The 24,240-nt window shown below is 60.8% G+C and carries 22 protein-coding genes; 12 read left to right on the forward strand and 10 right to left on the reverse strand.

Features of this window, described 5'->3' with window-relative positions; genetic code table 11:
- Positions 1-33 precede the first annotated feature (33 nt).
- Genes rsgA through ACB034_RS16070 form a run of 4 tightly spaced genes read left to right on the forward strand, consistent with a single transcriptional unit; the run spans position 34 to position 2,473 of the window.
- The gene (rsgA, locus tag ACB034_RS16055) at positions 34-1,068 is read left to right on the forward strand and encodes a small ribosomal subunit biogenesis GTPase RsgA (protein WP_041202860.1); all 1,035 of its coding nucleotides are present in this window, start codon (positions 34-36) and stop codon (positions 1,066-1,068) included.
- Positions 1,069-1,096: 28 nt separating this feature from the next.
- Positions 1,097-1,969 (forward strand): archaetidylserine decarboxylase, encoded by an 873-nt coding sequence (asd, locus tag ACB034_RS16060; protein WP_010633008.1) that lies wholly within the window; start codon positions 1,097-1,099, stop codon positions 1,967-1,969.
- A complete protein-coding gene (locus ACB034_RS16065) occupies positions 1,966-2,217 on the forward strand; it encodes a VF530 family DNA-binding protein (protein ID WP_371173238.1) in 252 nt (83 codons plus the stop codon). Before asd ends, ACB034_RS16065 begins: the two co-directional genes overlap by 4 nt.
- 4 nt (positions 2,218-2,221) lie before the next feature.
- Complete coding sequence (locus ACB034_RS16070) at positions 2,222-2,473, forward strand: DUF2960 domain-containing protein (protein WP_042028274.1); 252 nt, start codon at positions 2,222-2,224, stop codon at positions 2,471-2,473.
- A gap of 85 nt (positions 2,474-2,558) precedes the next feature.
- Here the strand turns inward: ACB034_RS16070 and ACB034_RS16075 are convergent, their stop codons facing one another.
- The 5 genes from ACB034_RS16075 to gpt form a co-directional block, all read right to left on the reverse strand.
- Complete coding sequence (locus tag ACB034_RS16075) at positions 2,559-3,812, reverse strand: glutamate-5-semialdehyde dehydrogenase (protein WP_371173239.1); 1,254 nt, start codon at positions 3,810-3,812, stop codon at positions 2,559-2,561.
- Between the two features lie 33 nt (positions 3,813-3,845).
- Positions 3,846-4,949, reverse strand: a complete 1,104-nt coding sequence (gene proB, locus ACB034_RS16080; protein WP_042028272.1) for a glutamate 5-kinase — start codon at positions 4,947-4,949, stop codon at positions 3,846-3,848.
- 154 nt (positions 4,950-5,103) lie between these two features.
- Positions 5,104-5,496, reverse strand: a complete 393-nt coding sequence (gene crl / locus ACB034_RS16085; RefSeq protein WP_026457559.1) for a sigma factor-binding protein Crl — start codon at positions 5,494-5,496, stop codon at positions 5,104-5,106.
- Positions 5,497-5,558: 62 nt separating this feature from the next.
- Positions 5,559-6,824 (reverse strand): esterase FrsA, encoded by a 1,266-nt coding sequence (gene frsA / locus ACB034_RS16090; protein ID WP_026457558.1) that lies wholly within the window; start codon positions 6,822-6,824, stop codon positions 5,559-5,561.
- 122 nt (positions 6,825-6,946) lie between these two features.
- A complete protein-coding gene (gene gpt, locus ACB034_RS16095; RefSeq protein WP_026457557.1) occupies positions 6,947-7,414 on the reverse strand; it encodes a xanthine phosphoribosyltransferase in 468 nt (155 codons plus the stop codon).
- 973 nt (positions 7,415-8,387) lie between these two features.
- On the opposite strand from gpt, the gene ACB034_RS16100 reads away from it, so the two are divergent.
- The gene (locus tag ACB034_RS16100; protein WP_371173240.1) at positions 8,388-9,839 is read left to right on the forward strand and encodes an aminoacyl-histidine dipeptidase; all 1,452 of its coding nucleotides are present in this window, start codon (positions 8,388-8,390) and stop codon (positions 9,837-9,839) included.
- Between the two features lie 69 nt (positions 9,840-9,908).
- Here ACB034_RS16100 and djlA read toward each other — a convergent pair whose 3' ends face one another.
- The 3 genes from djlA to ACB034_RS16115 are packed head-to-tail and all read right to left on the reverse strand — an operon-like array spanning position 9,909 to position 12,440.
- The gene (gene djlA / locus ACB034_RS16105; protein ID WP_371173241.1) at positions 9,909-10,742 is read right to left on the reverse strand and encodes a co-chaperone DjlA; all 834 of its coding nucleotides are present in this window, start codon (positions 10,740-10,742) and stop codon (positions 9,909-9,911) included.
- Between the two features lie 19 nt (positions 10,743-10,761).
- Positions 10,762-11,430 (reverse strand): N-acetylmuramate alpha-1-phosphate uridylyltransferase MurU, encoded by a 669-nt coding sequence (gene murU / locus ACB034_RS16110; protein WP_371173242.1) that lies wholly within the window; start codon positions 11,428-11,430, stop codon positions 10,762-10,764.
- Positions 11,427-12,440, reverse strand: a complete 1,014-nt coding sequence (locus tag ACB034_RS16115; protein WP_371173243.1) for an aminoglycoside phosphotransferase family protein — start codon at positions 12,438-12,440, stop codon at positions 11,427-11,429. Before ACB034_RS16115 ends, murU begins: the two co-directional genes overlap by 4 nt.
- Before the next feature lie 174 nt (positions 12,441-12,614).
- On the opposite strand from ACB034_RS16115, the gene lptD reads away from it, so the two are divergent.
- From lptD to ACB034_RS16145, 6 genes are read left to right on the forward strand one after another with little or no spacing between them, the layout of a single operon-like run.
- Positions 12,615-15,059, forward strand: coding sequence for an LPS assembly protein LptD (gene lptD / locus ACB034_RS16120; protein WP_342018130.1), 2,445 nt, complete (start codon positions 12,615-12,617; stop codon positions 15,057-15,059).
- 26 nt (positions 15,060-15,085) lie between these two features.
- Positions 15,086-16,384 carry a peptidylprolyl isomerase SurA gene (surA, locus tag ACB034_RS16125; RefSeq protein ID WP_342018129.1) on the forward strand — a complete coding sequence of 433 codons (1,299 nt, stop codon included), beginning with the start codon at positions 15,086-15,088 and terminating at the stop codon, positions 16,382-16,384.
- Positions 16,384-17,379, forward strand: a complete 996-nt coding sequence (gene pdxA, locus ACB034_RS16130; protein ID WP_371173244.1) for a 4-hydroxythreonine-4-phosphate dehydrogenase PdxA — start codon at positions 16,384-16,386, stop codon at positions 17,377-17,379. Before surA ends, pdxA begins: the two co-directional genes overlap by 1 nt.
- Positions 17,369-18,181, forward strand: a complete 813-nt coding sequence (gene rsmA / locus ACB034_RS16135; protein ID WP_042070113.1) for a 16S rRNA (adenine(1518)-N(6)/adenine(1519)-N(6))-dimethyltransferase RsmA — start codon at positions 17,369-17,371, stop codon at positions 18,179-18,181. The genes pdxA and rsmA overlap by 11 nt, the downstream gene beginning before the upstream one ends.
- 4 nt (positions 18,182-18,185) lie before the next feature.
- A complete protein-coding gene (apaG, locus tag ACB034_RS16140; protein WP_026458356.1) occupies positions 18,186-18,548 on the forward strand; it encodes a Co2+/Mg2+ efflux protein ApaG in 363 nt (120 codons plus the stop codon).
- A 6-nt stretch (positions 18,549-18,554) separates the two neighbouring features.
- The gene (locus tag ACB034_RS16145; protein ID WP_371173245.1) at positions 18,555-19,376 is read left to right on the forward strand and encodes a symmetrical bis(5'-nucleosyl)-tetraphosphatase; all 822 of its coding nucleotides are present in this window, start codon (positions 18,555-18,557) and stop codon (positions 19,374-19,376) included.
- A 65-nt stretch (positions 19,377-19,441) separates the two neighbouring features.
- Here the strand turns inward: ACB034_RS16145 and ACB034_RS16150 are convergent, their stop codons facing one another.
- Together ACB034_RS16150 and ACB034_RS16155 are read right to left on the reverse strand one after the other, a co-directional pair.
- Positions 19,442-19,942 carry a 2TM domain-containing protein gene (locus ACB034_RS16150; RefSeq protein WP_371173246.1) on the reverse strand — a complete coding sequence of 167 codons (501 nt, stop codon included), beginning with the start codon at positions 19,940-19,942 and terminating at the stop codon, positions 19,442-19,444.
- A gap of 172 nt (positions 19,943-20,114) precedes the next feature.
- Positions 20,115-21,104 carry a luciferase-like monooxygenase gene (locus ACB034_RS16155; protein ID WP_371173247.1) on the reverse strand — a complete coding sequence of 330 codons (990 nt, stop codon included), beginning with the start codon at positions 21,102-21,104 and terminating at the stop codon, positions 20,115-20,117.
- A 240-nt stretch (positions 21,105-21,344) separates the two neighbouring features.
- On the opposite strand from ACB034_RS16155, the gene ACB034_RS16160 reads away from it, so the two are divergent.
- The gene (locus ACB034_RS16160; RefSeq protein ID WP_371173248.1) at positions 21,345-24,227 is read left to right on the forward strand and encodes an HD domain-containing phosphohydrolase; all 2,883 of its coding nucleotides are present in this window, start codon (positions 21,345-21,347) and stop codon (positions 24,225-24,227) included.
- The last annotated feature ends 13 nt before the right edge of the window (positions 24,228-24,240 follow it).

The following is a 24,240-nucleotide window of genomic DNA, read 5'->3' on the forward strand; positions in this document are numbered from 1 at the left end:
GGCTTTGGATCTGTTCATAAACTGGCGAATCGAGTGGCAAAGAAAGCAAAACTCAATCTGGGTCAACAAAGGCGCGTCCAGGCCAACCGCGAGCGGCGGCTGCAAAAAGAGCACACCACAGAGGTGGATGACACCCTGTTCGGGCCGGCCATCGAAGGGGTGGTGATCAGTCGTTTTGGTCAGCACGCAGACGTCGAAGCGAGCGATGGCACCATCCACCGCAGCAACCTGCGGCGCAGCAGCATCAGCAGCCTGGTGTGCGGCGACAAGGTGGTGTGGCGTCCCGGCCTCAATGCCGCGACCGCCGGCGTCATCGAAGCGGTGCACCCGCGTCACTCGGTGCTGACCCGCCCGGACTTCTACGACGGAGTCAAACCCATCGCCGCCAACATCGACCAGATCATCATCGTCTCGGCGGTGATGCCCGAGTTCTCCACCAACATCGTCGACCGCTATCTGGTGGCCGCCGAGGATGTGGAGATCCGCCCCCTCATCGTGCTGAACAAGGTCGACATGCTCGATGATGCCGCCCGCGCCCGCATCGAGCGCCAGCTCGAAACCTACCGCAAGCTCAATTACGAGGTGCTGCTGGTGAGCTGCGAGAGCGGCGAAGGGCTCGATGAGCTGAAAGCCGCCCTGACCGACAAGATCAGCATCTTCGTCGGCCAGTCCGGGGTCGGCAAGTCGTCCCTCACCAATGCCCTGATGCCGGGGCTGGATGTGCTCACCGGCGAGATCTCCGAGAACTCGGGGCTCGGCCAGCACACCACCACCACGGCGCGGCTCTACCACTTCCCGAGCGGCGGCGATCTCATCGACTCCCCCGGGATCCGCGAGTTCGCCCTCTGGCATCTGGAAGCCGACCGCATCACCTGGTGCTTCGTCGAGTTCCGCGATTATCTGGGCGGTTGCAAGTTCCGCGACTGTACCCACAAGGACGATCCCGGCTGCGCCCTGCGCGCCGCGGTCGAAGCGGGCGCCATCAGCGCCGATCGCTTCCACAACTATCACCGCATCCTGGAAACCATGCAGGAAGCCCGTCACGGTCGCCAACAGGCACGCCTGTGACCCTGTTTAACCTACGTTGATGATGAACATGAGCATTACTGACAACCTGAAAATTGCCGGTCAATACTGTCTGCCCAAACACGCCCTCTCCCGCCTGGTGGGCAAGCTGGCCGCCGCCGAAGCGGGCAACCTCACCACCAGGGTGATCGAGGCCTTTATCAAGCAGTACCAGGTCGACATGAGCGAGGCGCTGCACGAGAGCCCTGCCCACTACAAGAGCTTCAACGAGTTCTTCACCCGCGAGCTCAAGCCCGGTATTCGCCCCCTGGTGGAAGACGCCATGACCCTGGCCCTGCCGGTGGATGGCACCGTCAGCCAGCTCGGCCCCATCAGCCAAGGCCGTATCATCCAGGCCAAGGGCCACGACTACAGCGCCCGCGAGTTGCTGGGCGGCTATGAGGATCTGGTGGCGCCGTTCAAGGATGGCGACTTCGCTACCATCTATCTGGCGCCCAAGGATTACCACCGCATCCACATGCCGCTGGATGGCGTGCTAGAGAGCATGGTGTTCGTGCCGGGGGATCTCTTCTCGGTCAACCCGCTCACCGCCGAAAACGTGCCCAACCTGTTTGCCCGCAACGAACGGGTGGTGGCCACCTTCCGCACCCCGCATGGCCCCATGGCGCTGGTGCTGGTCGGTGCCACTATCGTGGCCAGCATCGAGACCATCTGGGCCGGCAACATAGCGCCGACCAAAGAGAAGAAGGTGGTGCGCTGGGACTACACAGGCGATGAGGCCATCACCTTGCAAAAAGGTGCCGAGATGGGTCTGTTCAAGCTCGGCAGCACAGTCGTCTGTCTGTTTGGCCCGGGCATGCTGGCCGGTTTCGAGCCGCATCTGGCCAACGGGGTCACCACCCGCATGGGTCAACCCTTTGCCAAGCTGGCGGAGCAAGCATGAGCGAACAGCCCGCCTCTTCGCAGAAGAACAATCCGCTGCACGGGCTGACGCTGGAAGCCATCGTCACTGCCCTGGTGGCCCACTACGGCTGGGAAGAGCTGGGCCGGCAGATCAACATCCGCTGCTTTACCCATGAGCCCAGCATCAAGTCCAGCCTGAAGTTTTTGCGCAAGACCCCCTGGGCACTGGAAAAGGTAGAGAGCCTCTACCTCTACGTTCAGCGCAAGCAAGCCAAATCAAAGGAATAACGCCATGGCGTTCAAGATTACTTACACCTACAAGAAGCAGGCCAGGGAGATCGGCTACGCCAACGACAAGTTCAACAGCATCTATGATGCCGTGGCCGCCGCCGAAGGGATCGACCTCGCCAGCTTCCATGCCATGGAGGCTCAGCTGGCCCAGGTGTGCCGGCGCGACAAGAAGAGCGTGAAGGATTACCGCGAGAACTACTTCAAGGAGCTGGGCTTCTCCAACATCGTGATCGAGCGGGATCCCCAGGAATAAGTACCCAGGCGCGATGCCGGGAACCTTCAAAAAACAAAATGCCGACCCCCGGGGTCGGCATTTTCATCTCTGGCGCCAAGGCACATCAGGCGCGGCTCAGATAGTCCGCCTGGCCCACCCACTTGTAGCTGGTGAGCTCAGTGAGCCCCATGGGACCACGGGCGTGCAGCATCTGGGTCGACACCGCCACCTCGGCCCCCAGACCAAACTGGCCGCCGTCGGTGAAACGGGTAGAAGCGTTGACATAAACCGCTGCCGAACCAGCGCCATTGACGAAACGCTCGGCATTGGCCAGATCGTTGGTGAGGATGGCATCCGAGTGGCCGGCATTGTGCTCGCGCATATGGGCCAGCGCCTCGTTGACGTCCGCCACCAGTTTGATCCCCAGGGTCAGCGACAGCCATTCGGTGTCAAAGTCCTCGGCACCCGCTGCGCGCAGTTGCTCGGCACCGGCCAGCAGGGGCATGGCCTCCGGGGTGGCCACCAGCGCCACTTTGCGCTCGTTCATCAGGTTCACCAGCTGAGACAACAGACGCTCGGCAATCTTCTTGTGCACCAGCAGAGTATCGAGGGCGTTGCAGGCGGAGGGGCGCTGCACCTTGGCGTTATCGATGAGGGGCAAGGCACGCGCCAGATCGGCACTCTCATCCACGAAAATATGGCTGATGCCGAATCCGCCGATGATGACTGGGATGGAGCTGTTCTCCTTGCACATCTTGTGCAGCCCGGCACCGCCGCGGGGAATGATCATGTCCACGTAGCGGTCGAGGCGCAGCAGCTCACCCACCAGAGCCCTGTCCGGGTTGTCGATGTACTGCACCGCCGCCTCGGGCAAACCTGAGGCGGCCAGCGCGCTCTGGATCACCCGCACCAGCTCCAGGTTGGAGTGGAAGGTCTCGCGGCCACCGCGCAGTATGCTGGCGTTGCCGGTCTTGAGGCAGAGGCTGGCGATATCGATGGTGACGTTGGGGCGTGCCTCGTAAATCACGCCGATGACGCCGATGGGGACCCGGCGACGGGAGAGGCGCAGGCCGTTCTCCAGCACCCGGCTGTCGATCTCGGCCCCCACGGGATCATCCAGAGTGATCACCTTGCGCACGTCAGCTACGATGCCCGCCAGCCGGGCCGGATTGAGCAGCAGCCGATCCAGCATGGCCTCCGACAGCCCCGCCTCGCGCCCTGCAGCGATGTCCTTCTCGTTGGCAGCCAGGATCTGGGCGCTTCGCGCCTCCAGCTCGTCGGCGATGGCAGCCAGCGCCCGATTCTTCTGCGCCGTGCTGACGGTGGCCAGCTGATAGGCGGCCTCACGGGCCGCCTGCCCCATTTTTTCCAGACTCATGACTGTTCCCTTCTGTTCATGCCGATGCTGCGATCACAGCAGCACCATATCATCCCGATGAATGGCCACGGCGCCATAGCCGTAACCCAATACCTGTTCAATCTGGTCCGAATGGACGCCCTGCAGCTTGTCGAGCTCCTGATGGTTGTAACGGCAGATGCCGCGCGCCAGCTCGGCGCCCTTGGGTCCCAGGATACGCACCACGTCGCCGCGCACGAAATCCCCTTTGACCGCGACGATCCCCTTGGGCAGCAAACTGGAGCCTTTCTCCTGCATGGCGGCCACGGCCCCCTGATCTACATGCACTTCGCCGTGGGGAGGGGGGCCTGCCAGGATCCAGCTCTTGCGCCCTTCCAGCGGTGTGGCCAGGGCCGGGAAACGGGTGCCGATACGCTCGCCCTTGGCCAGGCGCCCCACTACCTCCGGCACCTGGCCGGTGGCGATCACCACGTCGATACCGGCACGACGGGCCACGTCGGCCGCCTGAAGTTTGGTGGCCATGCCGCCGGTGCCAAGGCCGCTGACACTGCCGCCCGCCAGCTTGCGCAGAGTGTCGTCTATGGTCTGCACCTCTTCGATCAGCTGGGCATCCGGGTTGGTGCGCGGATCGGCGGTGAACAGCCCCTTCTGGTCGGTAAGCAGGATCAGCAGATCCGCATCGGCCAGGATGGCTGCACGAGCCGAGAGGTTGTCGTTGTCCCCCACCTTGATCTCGGCGGTGGCCACGGCGTCGTTCTCGTTGATGACCGGAATGATGCGGTGATCGAGCAGAGTACGCAGGGTGTCGCGAGCATTGAGGTAGCGTTCGCGATCCTCGAGATCGGCACGGGTCAGCAGCATCTGGCCGATATGCAGACCATAGAGGTTGAACAGATCCTGCCATACCCGGATCAGCTGGGTCTGGCCTATCGCCGCCAGCATCTGCTTGTTGGGCAGGGTTGGCGCCAGTGGCGGGTGCCCCAGGTGCTCACGCCCGGCGGCAATGGCCCCCGAGGTGACGACGACGACGCGATGGCCGTGACGGTGCAAGGCCGCACACTGTCTGACCAGCTCGACCATATGGGCACGATTGAGCTGGGAAGACCCCCCTGTGAGCACGCTGGTGCCCAACTTGACGACTATGGTTCTGTTTTCCATGGGAGCATAAAGGCTAAAAAGTAAGGAATCCCTTTATACCCACGGCCATCAGGCCCTGCAAGGCAATTAACGTCGGAAGAAGGGGCGAAAATCCGCGAAGGGGAGAACAAGAATAACCCTGCGAGGGTGTGAGTCCCTCGCAGGGTATCGGGGATCAGGCGGCGGTGACCGCCAGTTCGTTGGTTACCTGCTCGGCTGGCGCCAGGTGGCACTCAAGCACAGTCAATCTGTCCACCAGAAGCTTGTAGAAGTGATTGAGGGTCCGTTCCACTTCTGCCTGGTGTTTCTTGGGGACGGGTTTGTCGAGCCACACCCCGTCTGCATCGTAGAAACCGAGCTGATAGTGATAACGGAAGTGATGGTCATCCTGCTCCAGTACCAGCCACCAGCCCCAGAACTCCCGCTTGTCCGGTGCCGGCTTGGCGCTGACACAGACGGACAGACAATCGAAACGGTAACGCCCCTCTTCACACAAATCCTCGCGCAGATATGGGCCTATGGCAGCGAATTGCCTCAGCAGTCGCTTGTAGGTCACTCTTTCAGACATGTTAACCTCCCTGTTAAACAAGCCGCGCCACCTTGTGATGGCATCAGATTTTTAGCGCGACATCAGACACACAGATGTCGTTTCAACCACTCGACAATCTCCTCCATGGCCTGGTCATACACCTCCAGCAAGGGTTGCTTGTCGAACACGACCGCCTTGCCATTGCGGCTGGCCGCCGCCAATGCCCGGACATCGCTCTCGGGACAGATGAAATCTTTCTTGTGCCCGATACTTAATATCGGCACCGAGGTGCGAGTCCCCAGCAATCCTTGCGTTTTGAGTGAAAATACCTGGCACTTGGTGCGCATGGTATCCCACTGGGCTGCATCCTCTCCCAGCCGGTTGGCAAGACTGTCTCGCATCATGCGAGGGCATTTTGCAAAAAGCTCAGGGCTGGTGAATACCTGATTGACCCCCGCCCCCACACACACCACGGTACGCAGCTTGAAAGGCTCGATGAAGGCCAAACGCGCAGCAATATTCCCTGCAAGGCGCATGCCTACCATGGCGATGCGCTGGTGATCGACCCAGGCCACCTCGGAGAGATACTGCAGCACCGCCTGATGGAGGCGACTGGTGTCCTGCACCAACGGCCAATGTTCGGCATAGCCGATCCCCGGCATGTCCAGCGAGAGCATACCGATGCCGTTGGGTTCCAGCCGCTTGAGATAGAAGGCGAGGAAATCGAGCTGCAGGGAGTCGATCCCACCGCTGATGATCACCAGAGGCACCGGCTTGTCGGTGGTCGGCAGGTGCAGATAGCCCTGAATATGCTTGCCGCGAAACGGCACCTGGATCTCTTTGAGCGGCACCTTGAACAGCCGGCCCGCCTCGCGATAGGCCATGTTGCCTAAAAGCTGGGCTTGATCCGCCAGCTCGTCATTCTTGAGGTGGGGGTAGCTGGCGATGGAGTAGTAGCGCACCGCCTTGAGCAGTTGCTTCAGCGCGGCCGCCGAATCTCCCTGCTCGCGCAGTTCGCGTCCCCGTTTGAAATAGGTGCCGGCCACCTGGCTCCACTCATAGATCCAGTTGCCCGGCACATAACCCTTGATGGTATCGAGGTAGCAATCATGGGTTCGCTCCCCGGTCGCCATGGCGATGCGCGCCAGGGTCTGCTCCACTTCGACCGGATCGGCGCCCTGCCAGGCCCAGGAAGGGCGTCGCAGCAGACGATACCAGCGATTTGACAGGGAGCCATCGATAAACATCTCCTCTGACTCGCCCTCTTCCGCCGCCGGACTGGTATTGGATATCTCGGAAGTCTCCAATACCTTCTTGACGCGGGTAAACAGTCGGTCGGTCAGGTTGAGGTCGTCGTTCAAGTCCAAGGTAAAATCTCATTCATGATCAGGCAATGGTTCATCTTAACCAGATTTGTCGTCACACAGCCACCCCGGGCCCAATTGACAGACAAAAAAACAGGGCTCCGAAGTGGAGCCCTGTGAAACTGTTATTTTTCGTCGCAGATTGGCGTGGTGAACTCCAGCGCCATATCCCAAGGTTGTTCAATCCAGGTATCCTGCGGAATGGCAACCTCGAAGTCATCTACCAGCGGCTCGCCCATCGGCTTGGCGAAGATGGTGATGAACTTGGCGCGGGGATAGAGTTCGCGGATCGCCTTGGCTGTGCCACCGGTATCCACCAGATCGTCCACCACCAGCCAGCCTTCACCATCCCCTGCGGTGGTCGCGGCCTTGACCACAACCAGCTCGCGCTGGTTGTCATGGTCATAGCTGGAGATGCACAGGGTTTCCACGTTGCGAATGCCGAGTTCACGGGCCATCAGGGCAGCGGGCACCAGGCCGCCACGGCTGACCGCGATGATCCCTTTCCACTGGCTGACTGGCAGTTGACGACGGGCCAGACGGCGCGCTTCACGTTGCAGGTTGTCCCACGATACATAAAACTTCTTCGGCATGTTATCGATCTCGAATAGTTATTTAAAACAATCACTTAAAATAATGGCAACCAGGGTACTTCCCCCGATAACCAAGCAATGATGGCCCTTGCTCGACTGAATTCAGATTGCACTTTGGCTGCCTCAGGGCTAAGCCTCGGCAGCGGATCTATGGCAGTGGAAGCAAGATGGGCATATCCGGCGATCGGTTGCATGGAGTGCCAACACCGCGGACAGGCTGTTGGGCCGGTATGATAGCACCGTTTGCAGATAAAATGACTGGCAAACGTATGCCAAATGAAGGAAAGATCGTCCAGATTATCCCCAGATGACTCATATAAAGAGCCAAATGACCAAGCGACTACCCGTCCGGTTGACGCAAAATCCATCACAACGCCAAACAGCAGATAAAAAAATAGCAGGGAGGAGGATTTACCTCACACACCTGCTGCTTTCTCGTCATGCCTGTTTGTCACAGGCGGGTTGTCCGTTTGTTCGGACAGACCGTCTTAGCGACGGGTGACGAAGGGGTTAGGGTAGCTGAAACCCTGGGTATAGAGAGACGGGGCGAACCAATAGGTTGAGTTGCTGCCTGGCATCTTTAAACTCCTGATTGCTTAACAAGTTACGTACCTTTAATGCGGGCTCAAATCCTTGAACGAACACTCGGTTCCATGGAGGCGCACTTGTCTTTGCTTCGGTTCCCTGGAGGCTTTCATCGTCATCCTGACGGGTGGCGAACCACGGAAGCTAATTTACCAGTCGGCGCCATAAATTCAACTTTTTTGTGAGATGTGTCACATAATTTCTTTTCCACCTGCCAGCCCCCCTCGAACCTGATCATTGCCTGCCACAGCCTTCCCCGGCAGCATAACCGACCCGAGATTTACGCTGTCTGCTCACATTTTTCTGCGATTGGCTGTATTATCGTTATCCACTTCCCGGGCCCGTTGACGGGGCCTCTCACTATTCCGTGCTGGTAAGGAGTCCTGACGTGGCACAACTGAGTTCCCTCTCTCCCACCTTGGTGTGGCATTTCTTCGAGAAAATCTGCTCTATCCCCCACCCCTCCAAGCACGAGCAGGCGCTCGCCAGCTGGATCACCGAGTGGGCCAGCGCCGAAGGGCTGGCGGTGAAGCAGGACAAGGTCGGCAACCTCTTCATCAAGAAGCCCGCTACCCCGGGCATGGAAAACCGCAAGCCGGTAGTGCTGCAGGCGCACCTCGACATGGTGCCCCAGGCCAACGCCGACACCCCGCACGATTTCACCAAAGACCCCATCGATGCCTACGTGGACGGTGAGTGGGTCACCGCCCGCGGCACCACCCTGGGCGCCGACAACGGCGTCGGCATGGCCGCCTGTCTGGCGGTGCTGGCCGACAAGAGCCTCAAACACGGCCCGCTGGAGGTGCTGCTCACCTCCGACGAAGAGACCGGCATGACCGGCGCCTTCGGCCTCGAGGCCGGCTGGCTGGAGGGCGAGATCCTCATCAACACCGACTCCGAAGAGGACGGTGAGGTCTACATGGGCTGCGCCGGTGGCGTCGACGCCAACATCCGCTTTCCCCTCGAGCTGACCGCCGCCCCGGCGGGCGAGGCATTCGAGCTGCAGGTGAAGGGACTGGTCGGCGGCCACTCCGGCGGCGACATCCATCGCGGTCGCGGCAACGCCAACAAGCTGCTGGTGCGCCTGCTCAAGGCCGCACAATCCCTGAACGTGGAGCTCGCCGGGATCCACGGCGGCACCTTGCGCAACGCCATCCCCCGTGAGGCCCGTGCCACCCTGGTTGTGCCGGGTGCCAACGTCGCCGAGTTCAAGGCCCTGGTCGATCGCTTCACCGGCATCTACCAGACCGAGCTGGCCGCCACCGAGCCGCACCTGACCGTGCTGCTGACCCAGACTGCCGCCCCCGCCAAGGTGATGAGCGCCTCCCTGCGCGATCACCTGCTGGATGCCCTGATGGCCTGCCCGAACGGCGTGATGCGCATGAGTGACAGCATGACCGGTGTGGTCGAGACCTCCACCAACCTGGGCGTCATCAAGACCCTGGACGGGGAAGTCTACGTCCAGTGCCTGATCCGTTCTCTCATCGACTCGGGCCGCGACCAGATCGAGCAGATGACCCGCTCCCTGTTCACCCTGGCCGGCGCCAGCTGCGAGTTCACCGGCGCCTACCCGGGCTGGGCCCCGAACGTCAACTCCCCGGTGATGGAGCTGGTGCGCGGCACCTATGAGGAGCTGTTCGGCAGCCGCCCCAACATCATGGTGATCCACGCCGGCCTCGAGTGCGGTCTGTTCAAGAGCGCCTACCCAGAGTGGGACATGGTCTCCTTCGGCCCGACCATCCGCGGCGCCCACTCCCCGGACGAGAAGGTGCACATCGTCGCGGTCGAGCGCTTCTGGCAGCTGCTGACCCGCGTGCTGGAGCAGATCCCGGCCAAGTAAGGCAAGGTTCCTGCCCTGAACAAAAAGCCCCGCATCATGCGGGGCTTTTTTGTCATGGGCGAGAACAGGTCATCGAATGCCGCGGGCTTCGCGGATCCACTCCCAGGCCTGCTGGATCTCCTGGGCCTTCTCCTTGGCCATCTCCATCATCTCGGGTGGCAACCCCTTGGCAGCCAACTTGTCGGGGTGGTGCTTGCTCATCTCCTTGCGATAGGCACGCTTGATATCCTGATCGCTGTCACTCTCGTTCACCCCGAGCAGCTGATAAGCATCCTTGAGACGATCGGCTGACGGAGCCTCCTGACGATACTGTTGGCCACCCGCACCGCCGCCCTGGTACTGGCCATGGGCGCGATTGAAGAAGTTCATCTGCGCTTCGGCCATGGCCAGGATCCGGGCCAGCTCGATACGGCTGAAGCCCAGCTCGTCGGCGATGGTGTGCAGAATGGCACGTTCCCCATCCTCGACCCGGCCATCGGCAAACGCGGCCTGCAGCTGTACTTCCAGAAAGAAGCGCAGAATGTCCCGCTGCCCCTGGCTGGCACGACGAAACTCGGCCAGGGTCTCGCGCAGCGGAAAACCAGCCTCCTTGCCCTGACGGAACGACTCCTGGGCGCGGGCTCGCTGCTCCCCTGCCAGTCGCATCCGATCCATCAGGTTGGAGGCCATCCGGATCTCCTGCTCGGTCACCTGACCGCTGGACTTGGCAATGTGCCCCATGACGGCGAAAGTGGCATGAAAGAAGACCGCCTGCTGCTCCTGAGTCGGCCCGCGGCGAAACGCACTTTGCAATCCCATGCCCCGATCGAAACGGTGGCCAATCCAGAGGCCGATGAGGGCACCAATCAGGTGGCCGAGCAGAAAACCGAAGAAGGCGCCGAGCACCTTACCCCAAATACGCATGGTTCAAGACCTCTTGATGTTAATGAGTGCGAGCCAGAAGCTGATCATCCAGCTCGCGCAGTCGCGGGACTGTGCCTATATCACGCCACTCGCCGGCCAGCAGGCTCCCCCCCACTCGCCCTTGTGCCATCCACTCCCGTAGCAGGGGAGCCAGCTTGCGCGCACCGCTCGCCAGACTGGAAAATGCTGCCGGATGATAGAGCCCGACGCCACTGAAGGTAAACCCGGGAATATCCAGCACCCGCCCCTCTTGCAGGGAAAAATCCCCTTGGGGATGCTGGGGAGGGTTGGGCACCAGCCAGAGATGGGCCAGATCCTCACCCAGAGGCTGGGTCACCAGGGTACGGTAGTCCAGATCGAGCCAGGTATCCCCGTTGATCACCAGAAAGGGGTCGCTGCCCAGCAGCGGCAGTGCCTGCACTATGCCCCCTGCGGTCTCCAGCGCACTCTCCTCTGCTGACCAGTGGATGGTCACCCCGAACTGGCTGCCATCCCCCAACGCCTCCACCAGCTTGTGGCCGAGCCAGGCGTGATTGATGACCAATTCGGTCACCCCTGCAGCTTTAAGCTTTTCGATATGATGCACGATAAGGGGCTTACCCCCCACTACCAGCAGCGGCTTGGGCAGGGTATCGGTGAGCGGGCGCATCCGCTCGCCACGTCCTGCCGCCAGGATCATCGCCTTCATGACTGCGCCTCCGCCACCCGGACGAGTCCCGGCAGCACAACCTGCCGCAACCAGTCGCCAAAACGGGCGAGCACGGGCTCGCTGGCCCCGTGCAGCTGGCAGACATCCACCACATATCCCAGGGTGCGGGGAATATCCTGGAGGTAACCTGACTTGCCATCCCGATGATAGAGTCGGGTGAAGATGCCGGCGGCTTTCAGGTGACGCTGCATGCCGGTGAGATCCGCATGGCGGCGGAAGCTGGCGTAATCGAGATCGCCGAGCAGCCCCGCCTGCTGCAGGGTCGCAAAACCATGGCACATCCCCTGTTCGATCACCTCGTCCGGCCAGCGCACGTAGCAATCCTTGAGCAAAGAGACCAGGTCATAGCTAAGGGGGCCGATGACCATATCCTGAAAATCGATGATGGCAAGCTCGCTGGTATCAGGGGTATTGCCACCACATACCATCAGGTTACGGCTGTGAAAGTCCCGGTGCATCACTCCCTGCGGCTGGGCCAGGTTGTTCTCGGTGAGGCAGGCAAAGGTCTCGTCCAGCAACAGCTGCTCTTCATCGCTCAGGGTCAATTGCAGATGCTGACCCAGCAGCCACTCGGGAAAGATGCTGTTCTCACGCGCCATGAAGGCGGCATCAAAAGGCTCCAGGTCAAGCTCAACCGCACCAAGGCGAGGCAACAGCCCGATGGCCTTGTCATACCAAGCCAGTACGTTGTCGGCATTCAGGCAGCCAATAAGCTGGGTATCCCCCAGATCGGTCACCGCCAGCAGACCGAGTTCATAGTCCACCGCCTTGACCTCGGGCGCCAGCAGTTGACGCGCACGCAAGGCCGCCGCATTGCGAACAAACTCATGATTTTTTTCGGTTTTTGGATTGGCATCCACCCAGATAAGGCCACCGCCACGAAAGTAGCGGCGGAAACTGGCATCACCGGAAATAAGGGTAAGATGGAGGCTGGCATCACCGGAGAGTCGGCGTGCCCACTGCAGAAGCAGGGAATCGCGATCGTACATAAGTCGAGGACCAAGGTGGAAAGCAGCACTTGGCTGTTAGCCCTGGCCGCAATAATGCTTTATCATTGCCGGCTAACATAAAGCAATGACATGCAATGTCAACTCGATGAAACCTGTCGTAAAATGCATGCCCTGGATCAACCGTACCTATCACGGATTGCACGAGTCTTTCACATGACAAAATGGACACTGGGATACCGCTATCCCATCGCCCTGACTATCAGCCTGGCACCGGCCCTGACCTCCATGATGGTGCAGGCGGCCCCGTTCAATCCGCCGCCTGCGACCGGTATTCTCGACAGCCTCTGCTATGACTATGTCCCCAAGGTCGAAAAGCCCTCTTCGGCGGAAGATGCCAATGCCCTGCCGGTCGAGGTCGACGCCGATCGCCTTGAGGCCAAGCAGGGCGGCACCGCCGTCTATGAAGGGGACGTCAAGGTGCGTCAGGGGGTTCGCAAGTTTGACTCCGACTATGCCCAGCTCGATCAGAAGAGCCGGGATGTCATCGCCATCGGCAACATCTATTACAACGACGGTCAGGTGACCGTCACCAGCGACAAGACCCTCAAGTCCAACCTGGATACCAAGAATTCCGAACTGGAAGAGGGCAAGTATCAGGTTCATGGTTCACCGGTGCGCGGCTTTGCCAAACGGGTCACCATGACCAACAACAACCAGAACATCACCATGGAGGGGGCCCAGTACACCACCTGCCCCCCCGGTCAGGAGGTGTGGACCCTCAAGGCGGGCAGCATCGACATCGATCAGAAAGAGGTGTTCGGTGAAGCCTGGAACGCCAGCCTCTGGCTCTATGACTATCCGGTGTTCTATTTCCCGTACATCAACTTCCCCATCAAGGATGAACGCAAGACGGGCCTGCTCTATCCGGGTTACAAGCAGAGCTCCGGCAACGGCATGGAGATCACCCAGCCCTTCTACTGGAACATTGCCCCCAATTATGACGCCACCATCACCTCCCGCTTCATGGACAAGCGCGGCCTGATGGAACAGGTGGAGTTCCGCTACATGCCGGACCCCGCCCACGTCGGCACCCTCTATTTCGAAAACCTGGCGGATGACAAACAGTACAGCCCGAGCAACCCCAGCCTGGCCGGTTTGTCTGACGGCCACCGCTATCTGCTGAACGTTCGCCACGGTTCCAGCCTGATGGACGGTTCCCTGCGCTTCGGGCTCGACTACACCAAGGTGCGGGACAGGGACTACAACTACTTCAACGACTTCAGCCCCCAGGTGGGCACCCAGATTGATGACCAGTTGCAGCAATCCTTTACCGCCGGTTACTACCAGGAGAACTGGAACCTCACCTCCGAGGTTCGCCGCTACCAGATCCTGAGTCCCTATGCGCTGCTGCCGCACGAGATGCTGCCGCGCATCGACTACAACTACTATCGCCAGGGCAACTGGTTCGATTTGGCCTGGAACAGCGAGCTGACCAAGTTTGGCTATGACAGCGGCAATGCCAGCAGCTATCAGTCGGGAGAGCGCTATACCGCAACCCGTTTGCACATGGCCCCGACTCTGACGGTTCCCCTAGTGGATGCGCCCGGTTACTACCTCACTAGCCAGTACAAGCTGATGTTTACCTCCTACAACCAGGAGGTACCAAACACCCTGGTCGGTACGGATCGCGCTCGCTTCACCGATGCCGAGACTGGCAAGCTGACCCTCAAGGATGGCACCATCAATCGTCTGCTGCCCTCTTTCCGCCTCAAGGGTGGCCTCAACTTCGATCGCTCGGTCGACTGGTTTGACGGCAAGGGAACCCAGACTCTGGAACCCGAGTTCCAGTATCTCTACATCCCCTACGAGAACCAGGACGATATCGGGGTCTACGACTCCACCAGCACCCGACAGGATTACTACAGCCTGTTCAGCGATCGCCGTTACGCAGGTCTCGACAGGATCAGCGATGCCAACCGGATCAGCGCTGGTCTCACCAGCCGGATCTATGACAACCTCGGGGATGAGCGGCTGCGTCTCTCCGTCGCCCAGGCGTTCGAGCTGACCTCTCCCAAGGTTCGTCTCTATTCCTCGGATCCCGAGAGCACCAACGCCCGTTCTCTGCTCTCCTTTGAGGGGGATGCCCGGATCACGGATCAGTGGTTCGCCCACGCTGGCGCCCAGTACGATACCGAGGAGGGAGCGTTCAGTTCAGGCAATGGTGCCGTGGAATACCGTCATGACAAGCTGGTTACCCAGCTCAACTACCGCTTTATTCAGGATGGCAACCGGGATTACCGCTACCCGGCCAATGCCGCCCTGGCAGAGGATCTTAGCCAGGCAGGTCTGGTAATGATGGCGCCGATTGCCGATCAGTGGCAGGTTTACGGCGGCTACTATCGCGATATCAAGCAGGATGTGAACATTGACCGCAAGATCGGTGTCAAATACGACTCCTGCTGCTGGAGCATCAACCTGAGCCTGGAGTGGCACAACCAGCCTGACAACGTCACCCTGAGACCCACTTCGGAGAAATCGATCGGTCTGCAGTTCGAGATGAAGGGGCTCGGCAGTGTCGGTACCGGTGGCCGCAGTGTCACGATGGATACCGAACTGTTGCCCTATGTTCGCCCGTTTAATCTGAAAGACCAGCAATGATGCTGGTCCAGCCTTGAGAGATGGATATGAAAAAGACCCTGATAGCCCTGCTGACCGCGGGAATGTTCGGCGCCATAAGCCAGGCCGCCATGGCGGCCCCCGAGCTGATGGACAAGGTTCTGGCCGTGGTCAACAAGGACGTGGTACTTGCCAGCCAACAGGATGCTTTAGTCAACAAGGTCAAGATCTCCGCCCAGGAGAGCGGCCAGTCTCTGCCTGACGACGCCACCTTGCGCAAACAGGCGCTGGATCGCCTGATCCAGGAGAGCCTGCAACTGCAGTTGGCCGAACGCCAGGGCCTGAAGATCAGCGATACCCAGCTGGAACAAGCCATCCAGGGGATCGCCGCCGACAACAAGATGACCCTGGATCAGCTGCGTGCCCAGCTCGCGCGCGAAGGCATGAGCTATGCCCAGTACCGGGAAGAGGTGCGTCGCGAGATCCTGATGAACGAGGTACGCCGCAACCAGGTGCGCCGTCGCATCAACATCTCCGAGCAGGAGGTGAAACAGGTAGTCGACATCCTGAAAAAACAGGGTCAGCAGCAGAACGAGTATCACCTCGGTCATATCCAGATTGCCCTGCCTGACAACCCTTCCGCAGCTCAGCTGGATGCCGCCAAGAGCAAGATCGAGGGCATTCTGGCCGCGCTCAAACAGGGGGCCGATTTCCGCAAGCTGGCCATTGCAGAGAGCAACGGACCCAAGGCGCTGGAAGGGGGTGACTGGGGCTGGATGAGCCCGCAGGAGATGCCGACCCTGATGGCCGAAGCGGTTCAGGGCGCGACCAAGGGCGACATCGTCGGTCCGCTGCGCTCCGGCGCCGGCCTGCACATCATCAAGGTATTCGACACCAAGGGTCAGCAGCAGGTGATGCAGACCGAGGTGAAAGCGCGTCACATCCTGATCAAGCCCTCCATCATCCTGAGCGAAGAGAAAGCCAAGGGCATGCTGGACGGCATCTTGCACGACATCAAGAGCGGCAAGGCGAGCTTCGCCAGCATGGCGGAGAAATACTCCGAAGACCCGGGCTCTGCGGTGCAGGGTGGCGAACTGGGCTGGTCTGATCCCAACGTCTACGTGCCCGAGTTCCGCGACATGGTCAACCGCCTGCAACCGGGCCAGATCAGCGCCCCGTTCCGCAGCTCTCACGGCTGGCACATTGTCCAGCTGGAGGATCGTCGCAGCCAGGATGCCACCGACAAGGCCCAGGAGCAGCGCGCCTATCAGCTGATCTACAACCGTCGCTTCGTGGAAGAGTCCCAAGCGTGGCTGGACGAGCTGCGTGATGAGGCTTACATCCAGATCGAAGGCGCCAGCAGCTGATGCGTTGTCGTCGTCTTGCAGTGACCCCGGGTGAACCGGCCGGGGTTGGTCCGGATCTTGTGTTGCAGATAGCCCAGCAGGATTGGCCCCACCAGTTGGTGGTGATCGCCGATCCGGCGCTGCTGCGTGAACGCGCCGCCCTGCTGGGTCTGCCCATCGAGCTTGAGCCCTACGATCCCGCCGCGCCCGCGCATCCACAGCGGGCCGGCACCCTGACCGTCAGCCCCGTCTCTCTCGGCGCCGCCGTGATGCCCGGAGAGCTCGACGAAGGCAACGGCGCCTATGTGCTGGCCACCCTGCAGCGCGCCAGCGACGGCAACATGAGCGGTGAGTTTGCCGCCGTGGTGACCGGGCCCGTGCACAAGGGGATCATCAACCAGGCGGGCGTATCGTTTAGCGGCCACACCGAGTTCTTCGCCCAGCAATCCAACACCGCCGACGTGGTGATGCTGCTGGCAACCGAGGGGCTGCGGGTGGCGCTTGCAACCACTCACATCCCCTTGGCCTATGTGGCGAAGGCCATCACCGAGGATCGCCTCGGCAAGGTGATCCGTATCCTAGATGCGGATCTCAAGGCCAAGTTTGGCGTCGCCAAACCGCGCATTTACGTCTGCGGCCTCAATCCCCACGCCGGGGAAGGGGGCCATCTCGGTCGTGAAGAAATTGACGTGATCGAACCCGCCTTGGCCACGTTGCGCCAGGAGGGGATCGATCTGGTCGGCCCATTGCCGGCCGACACCCTGTTCCAGGAGAAATACCTCAAGGATGCGGATGCGGTACTCGCCATGTACCACGACCAAGGACTGCCCGTGCTCAAATACAAGGGCTTCGGCAGTTCGGTCAATATCACCCTTGGACTCCCTTTCATCCGCACTTCGGTGGATCACGGCACCGCACTGGATCTGGCAGGCAAAGGCCTGGCCGATCCCGGTAGCCTTACCACCGCGATTAACCACGCCATCAAGATGGTAGAGAAACAAAGATATGAGCAGTAAGGTGCACATGGGCCACACGGCCCGTAAGCGTTTTGGTCAGAACTTCTTGCACGATCGCTACGTGATCGACCAGATCGTGGCCGCCATCAATCCGCAGCCGGGCCAAAACCTGGTGGAGATCGGCCCGGGTCTGGCCGCGCTGACCGAGCCGGTTGCCGCCCAGATGGACAAGATGACCGTGGTCGAACTGGACCGGGATCTGGCGGCCCGCCTGCGCGAGCACCCGACACTGAAGGACAAGCTTACCGTCATCGAAGCCGACGCCATGCGTTTTGACTTCAGCACCCTGATGGGTGAAGGCAAGGGGCCGCTGCGCATCTTTGGCAACCTGCCCTACAACATCTCCACCCCGCTCATCTTCCACCTGTGCGAGTTTGCCGATCGGGTAGAAGACATGCACTTCATGCTGCAAAAGGAAGTGGTACTGCGTCTGGCCGCCGGTCCCGGCAGCAAGGCCTATGGCCGTCTGAGCGTGATGACCCAGTACTACTGCCAGGTGATCCCGGTGCTGGAAGTGGGCCCGGGCGCCTTCAAGCCGGCCCCCAAGGTGGACTCCGCCGTGGTGCGTCTGGTACCGCACAAAAACCCGACCATAGTCGCGAAAGACATCCGCTGCCTGAATCGCGTCTGCACCGAGGGCTTCGGCCAGCGTCGCAAGACCATTCGCAACAGCTTCTCCAACTTCATCACCGACGCCCAGCTGACCGAGCTTGGTATCGATGGCAACCTGCGCCCCGAAAACCTCACCCTGGAGCAATTTGTCATGATCGCCAACTGGCTGGCGGATCAGCCAAAGGCCTGATCCCGTGACCACCCCGCGCATCGTGATCCGCCCCTACCCCAGTTATGTGGCGGACTCCAAAGATCCATACCAGTTTCACTATCTCATTGAAATCGAGAATCTGGGTCCCGGCCCGGTGCAGTTGCTGCACCGGCGTTGGCTCATTACGGATGCCAATGGCAAGATGCTGGAAGTCGAAGGTCCGGGCGTGGTCGGGGAACAGCCCGTGATCGCCGAAGGGGAGACCTACCGCTACCAGAGCGGCGTCCCGCTGGCGACCCCGCTCGGGGTGATGGAAGGACGTTATACCCTGCAAGATGGCTCTGGTCAGCAATTTGAGGCGCCCATCGCCCCCTTCACGCTGGCCATCCCCAATATTATCAACTGAGGTTTCATGGCGAACTGTTTTGTCGGCGATATCCAGGGCTGCTACGACGACTTGCGCCGTCTGCTGGATCTGGCTGGGTTCGATCCCGCGCATGACGTACTCTGGCTCTGTGGCGACCTGGTCGCCCGCGGCCCCGACTCCCTCAACACCCTGCGCTTCGTCAAGGGACTGGGCAACCGCGCCGTCACCGTGCTCGGCAACCACGATCTGCACCTGCTGGCGGTCGCCAACGGCGTCGCACCGCTCAAGAAAAAAGACCGGTTGCAGAGCCTGATGGAGGCGCCGGATCGGGACGACCTGCTGGAGTGGCTGCGCCACCGGCCGCTCCTGGCGGAACACCCAGATCTGCCGATCATGATGGTGCATGCCGGCATCTCGCCGGCCTGGGATGCCCGCACCGCCCGCAACTGTGCCCGCGAGGTGGAGAGCCTGCTGCGCGGTGACCAGTACAGCTGGCTGCTGCACAACATGTATGGCGACCAGCCCGACTGCTGGCGGGACGATCTGGTCGGGATAGAGCGCTACCGCTACATCATCAACACCTTCACCCGGATGCGCTTTTGCTACTTCGACGGCCGGCTCGACTTCAAATGCAAGAAGGGTCCCAACGAATCGACCCCGGGCCTGCACCCCTGGTTCGAGCAGCGCGAGCACCATGTGGATGATCCCATCCTGGTGTTCGGCCACTGGGCAGCCCTGATGGGCAAGACCGACAAGCAGGATATCAAGGCACTCGATACTGGCTGCGTCTGGGGCAACAGCCTCACCCTGTGGCGCTACGAGGATGATGCCCTGATCGCTACCCCCTGCCCGGTGCATGCGAGCTGATCGCAGCCCATACTGGCTGTATGAAAAAGCCCGACTGATAGTCGGGCTTTTTATTGTCAGGCGGGTTACAACTTGCGCCCCAGCCGTTTCTCTATCTGGCGCCGCTCCCACTCCGGGCCGAACAACTTGAAGGGCTGGAACAGGTTGATGGCGTGAGAGATCAGTCCCAGCCCCCAGCCCAGCGCCGCCCACCAGGCCCAGATATAATCCGGGTTGCTCAGGTAGTTGATGACAAACAGCCCGCCGATCACCACCAGATAGCTGGCGATGTGGTAGTAGAAGCCTCTGAGATCCTCCACATAGCTCATCGCTGCCCGCTCCTCGACCGATACCTGTCCCCAATCCCGTTCCCACGTCTCGCTGCCTTTCATCTCGCGCTCCTGTTGCTGTACTCCATCCAGTTGAGCCACATCGAGTTCAAAGACGGCGGCCAGGGCCTTGAGGGATTCCAGTCCGGGCTGCTGCCCCTGCTCAATCCGCTGGATGGTGCGGACACTCAAGCCGGAGAAGGTCGCCAACTGCTCCTGTGACCAGCCCCGCTGCAATCTCAACTTCCTGACGATCATCTTGCACTCCTTGTGGTGATTGACGGGGCCAGCATAAGGTCAGCATTGAGCAAGGTGAGACGACAGCAAGCCGACATAAACCTGACAATCTTTTAAAATCATAATGTTAACTACAGGCCATGGAAACAGGTGTCGCCTGAAGCTGACAAGCACCAGCCGCAAACTGCCTGGTTTACAGACTCTTCATCAACTCGGCGGCGATCTCGAAGGAGCGCAACCGCGCCTGATGATCGACGATGGGGCCGTTGAACATCAGCTCGTCGGCCCGGGTCTCGGCCAGCAGCGACTTGAGACCATGACGCACCTGTTCCTGATCCCCTACCAGGGAGCGGGCCAGCGTTTGCTCCATGGCCACCAGCTCGCGGGGTGACCAGGTGTCACCCAGTGACTGAACAGGGGCGGGCAACTTGCCGGCATCACCGCGATAGAGGCGCAGGAACTGCTGCTGCACCGTAGTGAACTGGAAGCGGGCCTCCCGCTCGCTGTCGGCGGCGATCATGTTGACGCACACCACCGCATAGGGCTTGGGCCAGCGGGCCGAGGGGCGATACTGGGTGCGGTAAATCTCCAGCGCCTGCAGCAGCAAAGCGGGGGCGAAGTGAGAGGCAAAACCAAACGGCAACCCCATGGCCGCCGCCAGCTGGGCACTGTAGAGACTCGAGCCCAGCAACCAGACCGGCAGATGCAGTCCCTGGCCAGGTACCGCCTGCACCGCTCCCACCTCGTCGCCAAAATAGTCCATCAGCTCGCGCACATCTGCCGGAAAATCATCCACTTCCCCGCTGCGCTGGCGGCGCAGTGCCTGCATGGTGCGCTGATCGGTGCCCGGTGCGCGCCCAAGGCCCAGATCGATTCGATCCGGATAGAGGGAGGCGAGCGTGCCAAACTGCTCGGCGATCACCAGCGGCGAGTGATTCGGCAGCATGATGCCACCCGCCCCTATCCTCAGGGTGCGGGTCGCTCCCGCCAGATGGCCGATCAGCACAGCAGTGGCGGCACTGGCAATGCCCGGCATGTTGTGGTGCTCGGCCAGCCAGTAGCGGTGGTAACCCCAGCGCTCGGCATGTTGCGCCAGATCGCGTGAGCGGTGGAACGACTCGGCCGGTAGGGAGCCTTCAGGAACCGGCACCAGATCGAGGACGGAAAAGGGGATGGCAGACATGGGTCACTCCATTGATTCACAGACCAGTAACAAGTGGGGCAATGTAGCATGAGATACCTGAATGAATCACCTTACAAACCGGTTTCTGTCAGATGTCGAACAAGAGCCAGGACATCCACCTAAAGCGGATGCTGCGACTAATGATGAATAGGTTGAAAGCATCGCTGTTTTTTTAGTCATTTTATTGCCACACTGCTGACTGATCTTTTCTGCAACTGCACGTGTGACAAGGATGTGTCCATGACAACAGCCAGGCCTGGTCGTAAACCCTTCTATGTTCATATCGCCACCCTCTTTATCTTGCTGTTTACCTTTCTGGGAGGAGCGCTTATCACGCTTCAGTTCCAGCAGGATACCCAGCAAGGGCTCGAGCATGAGCGACAGAATTTTTTGCAATACCGGGAACAGCTTGCCCTGGCCTTGCAGTTGAACGAACGTCCCGCCCGCATGTCCCTCAGCCTGCTGCGCACAGGCCGGCTGGCAGGCATGGAGAGCCTGGATGAACGGCTCGGTTACCTGCCGCAGTTGATCGAGGTGCTGGCAAACAGCGCCAGCTATGGTGCCGTCTACGCAGGCTATGAAAACGGCGATTTTTTTCTGGTTCGCAAGCTGACCAGTCGGGCCAGAATGCAGCTGGAAAATGTTCCCCTCGCCAGCACCCTGATGGTGCAGAGCCTGCATCAGGGCAAGGGGGAATTTCTCTACTTTGACCAGCATCTGACGCTGCTCGAGCGCCGGGCCATGCCGCAATACCAGTACGATCCCCGTAGTCGTGACTGGTACAAGCAAGCGCGTCGCCATCCAGGCATTGCCGTCACCCACCCCTATCTTTTCTTCACCACCAAGGAACCCGGAATGACCCTGGCGGTGGAGAGCAAGGACAAACGCGCCGTGCTTGGGCTCGATACCAGCGTCGAGGGACTGTCGGCCCTCATCGGTGAGCTGCGCCTGCCACAACATAGCCAGGTGGTTCTGTTTGATGACCATGCCACCCTGCTGGCCGCCGACCCCAAGGATCTGCCCAGCTTCGAGCAGTTGAAGCAGCTGCCCATGCTGTCGGCCCTCGCTCACCCCGCCCTGGCCCGGTTACAGCAGCAGATCACCGGTGAGCCCGGGTTACTGGACACTCCGGTAGAGCTGGATATCAGCCTGCCTGACGGCAACAGCTGGCTGGCCAACCTGGCCCCCCTCGGCGAGGGCTCGCCTTTCTATATTGCCCTGCTGGTCTCGACCGATGTGCTCTACCAGCAGGCGCGCGACGCGGCGCTGGTCAATCTGGCCCGCACCCTGATCGGTTTGCTGTTGCTGTTGCCGGTGATCTGGTGGGTATCCCGCCGCACCGCCACCCCGCTGCAGGCCCTGACCCGGGAGGCGGAGCGGATCCAGCATTTCGATTTTACGGCCAGCAAGGAGCCCGAATCGGCGATCCGCGAGATCGATGATCTGGCCCGTACCATGTCCGGCATGCGCCTGACCCTGGGCAACTTCATGAACATGGGTAGGGCACTGGCTGCCGAGCATCGCTTCGACTCCCTGATCAGCCGCATCCTGCACGAGACCACGTCAGCGGTACAGGCTACGGGAGGCTGCCTCTATCTGGCGCAAGATCAGCAGATGGTGGCGGTCAATGCGCGCTGGTTGCAGGGCGATTTGCCGATCGAACAGGTCCCCTGGCAACCGGCACTGTTCGGGACTCAGGTCGCCGCCAACCGGCTCTCCGTCGGCATCGACCAAACGGGCTGGCAGCAATACATGAGCAGCTGGGGCTCCTTCCCCGGCCCCAGTGAACTGGTCGCCGAGCCCCTGCGCAATCACCGCCAGGAGTTGATCGGTTACCTGTTTCTGATCCTGCCCGAGTGCTCGCCTCGGGAACTGGTCTCGCGGATCAGCCTGATCGAAGCGCTGGCGGGGACTTCCGCCTCCGCCATCGAGAACCAGCGCCTGCTGGAAGAGCAGAAGCAACTGCTCGAGTCCTTCATTGAGCTGATGGCGGGCGCCATCGACGCCAAGAGCCCCTATACCGGTGGCCACTGCCAGCGCGTGCCCGAGCTGACCAAGATGCTGACCGAGGCGGCCTGCGCCCAGCGACAGGGCCCCTTTGCCGATTTCAGTCTCAACGAGGAGGAGTGGGAAGCCATCCATATCGCAAGCTGGCTGCACGATTGCGGCAAGGTCACCACCCCGGAGTTCGTGGTCGACAAGGCCACCAAGCTGGAGACCATCTACGACCGGATCCACGAGATACGCACCCGTTTCGAGGTACTCAAGCGCGATGCCTATATTGAGGCCCTCTGTGCCAGGCTGCCAGAGTCAGAGCGGAGCGCCTGCCGCGAAGCGGCGGCTCCACATTGGTCGGAACTGGACGAAGAGTTTGCGTTCGTGGCCGAATGCAATCTGGGTGGCGAGTGGATGGCCCCCGAGAAGATTGAGCGGCTCGACGCCATCGCCAGCCGCACCTGGCTGCGCACCCTGGACGATCGCCTCGGCATCAGCCGCGAGGAGCTCAAGTTGCATCAAAGTGAGCCGGCGTCGACCCTGCCCTGTGTTGAGCCGCTGTTGGCCGACAAACCCTCCCATCTTATTCCGCGGCCCCAGCAGGACAGGTTTGACGATGGCAATCCATGGGGGTTCAAGGTCAAGGTGCCCAAACATCTCTACAACCGCGGGGAGCGCTACAACCTGGCCATCGGCCGCGGCACCCTTACCGAAGAGGAGCGCTACAAGATCAACGAGCACATCATCCAGACCATCCGCATGCTGGAGCACCTCCCCTTCCCGCGCCATCTGCACAGCGTACCGGAAATTGCCGGCGGCCATCACGAGCGGATGGATGGCAAGGGATACCCGCGCCAGTTGCTGGGGGAACAGATGAGCATCCCGGCCCGCATCATGGCCATCGCCGACATCTTCGAGGCGCTGACCGCAAGCGATCGCCCCTACAAATCGGGCAAGACGGTCTCCCAGTCCCTGGCCATCATGCAGAACATGGTGCGAGAACAGCATATCGATCCGGCCCTGTTTACCCTGTTCGTCAGCAGCGGTATCTGGCGCGACTATGCCAAGCGCTTCCTGACCCCGGAACAGCTGGACGAAGTGGATCAGGAGATACTGCTGGCCAGCTAGTTGCCACCACAAC

Source organism: Aeromonas sp. S18(2024) (assembly GCF_041402525.1).
Lineage (GTDB): Bacteria > Pseudomonadota > Gammaproteobacteria > Enterobacterales > Aeromonadaceae > Aeromonas > Aeromonas enteropelogenes.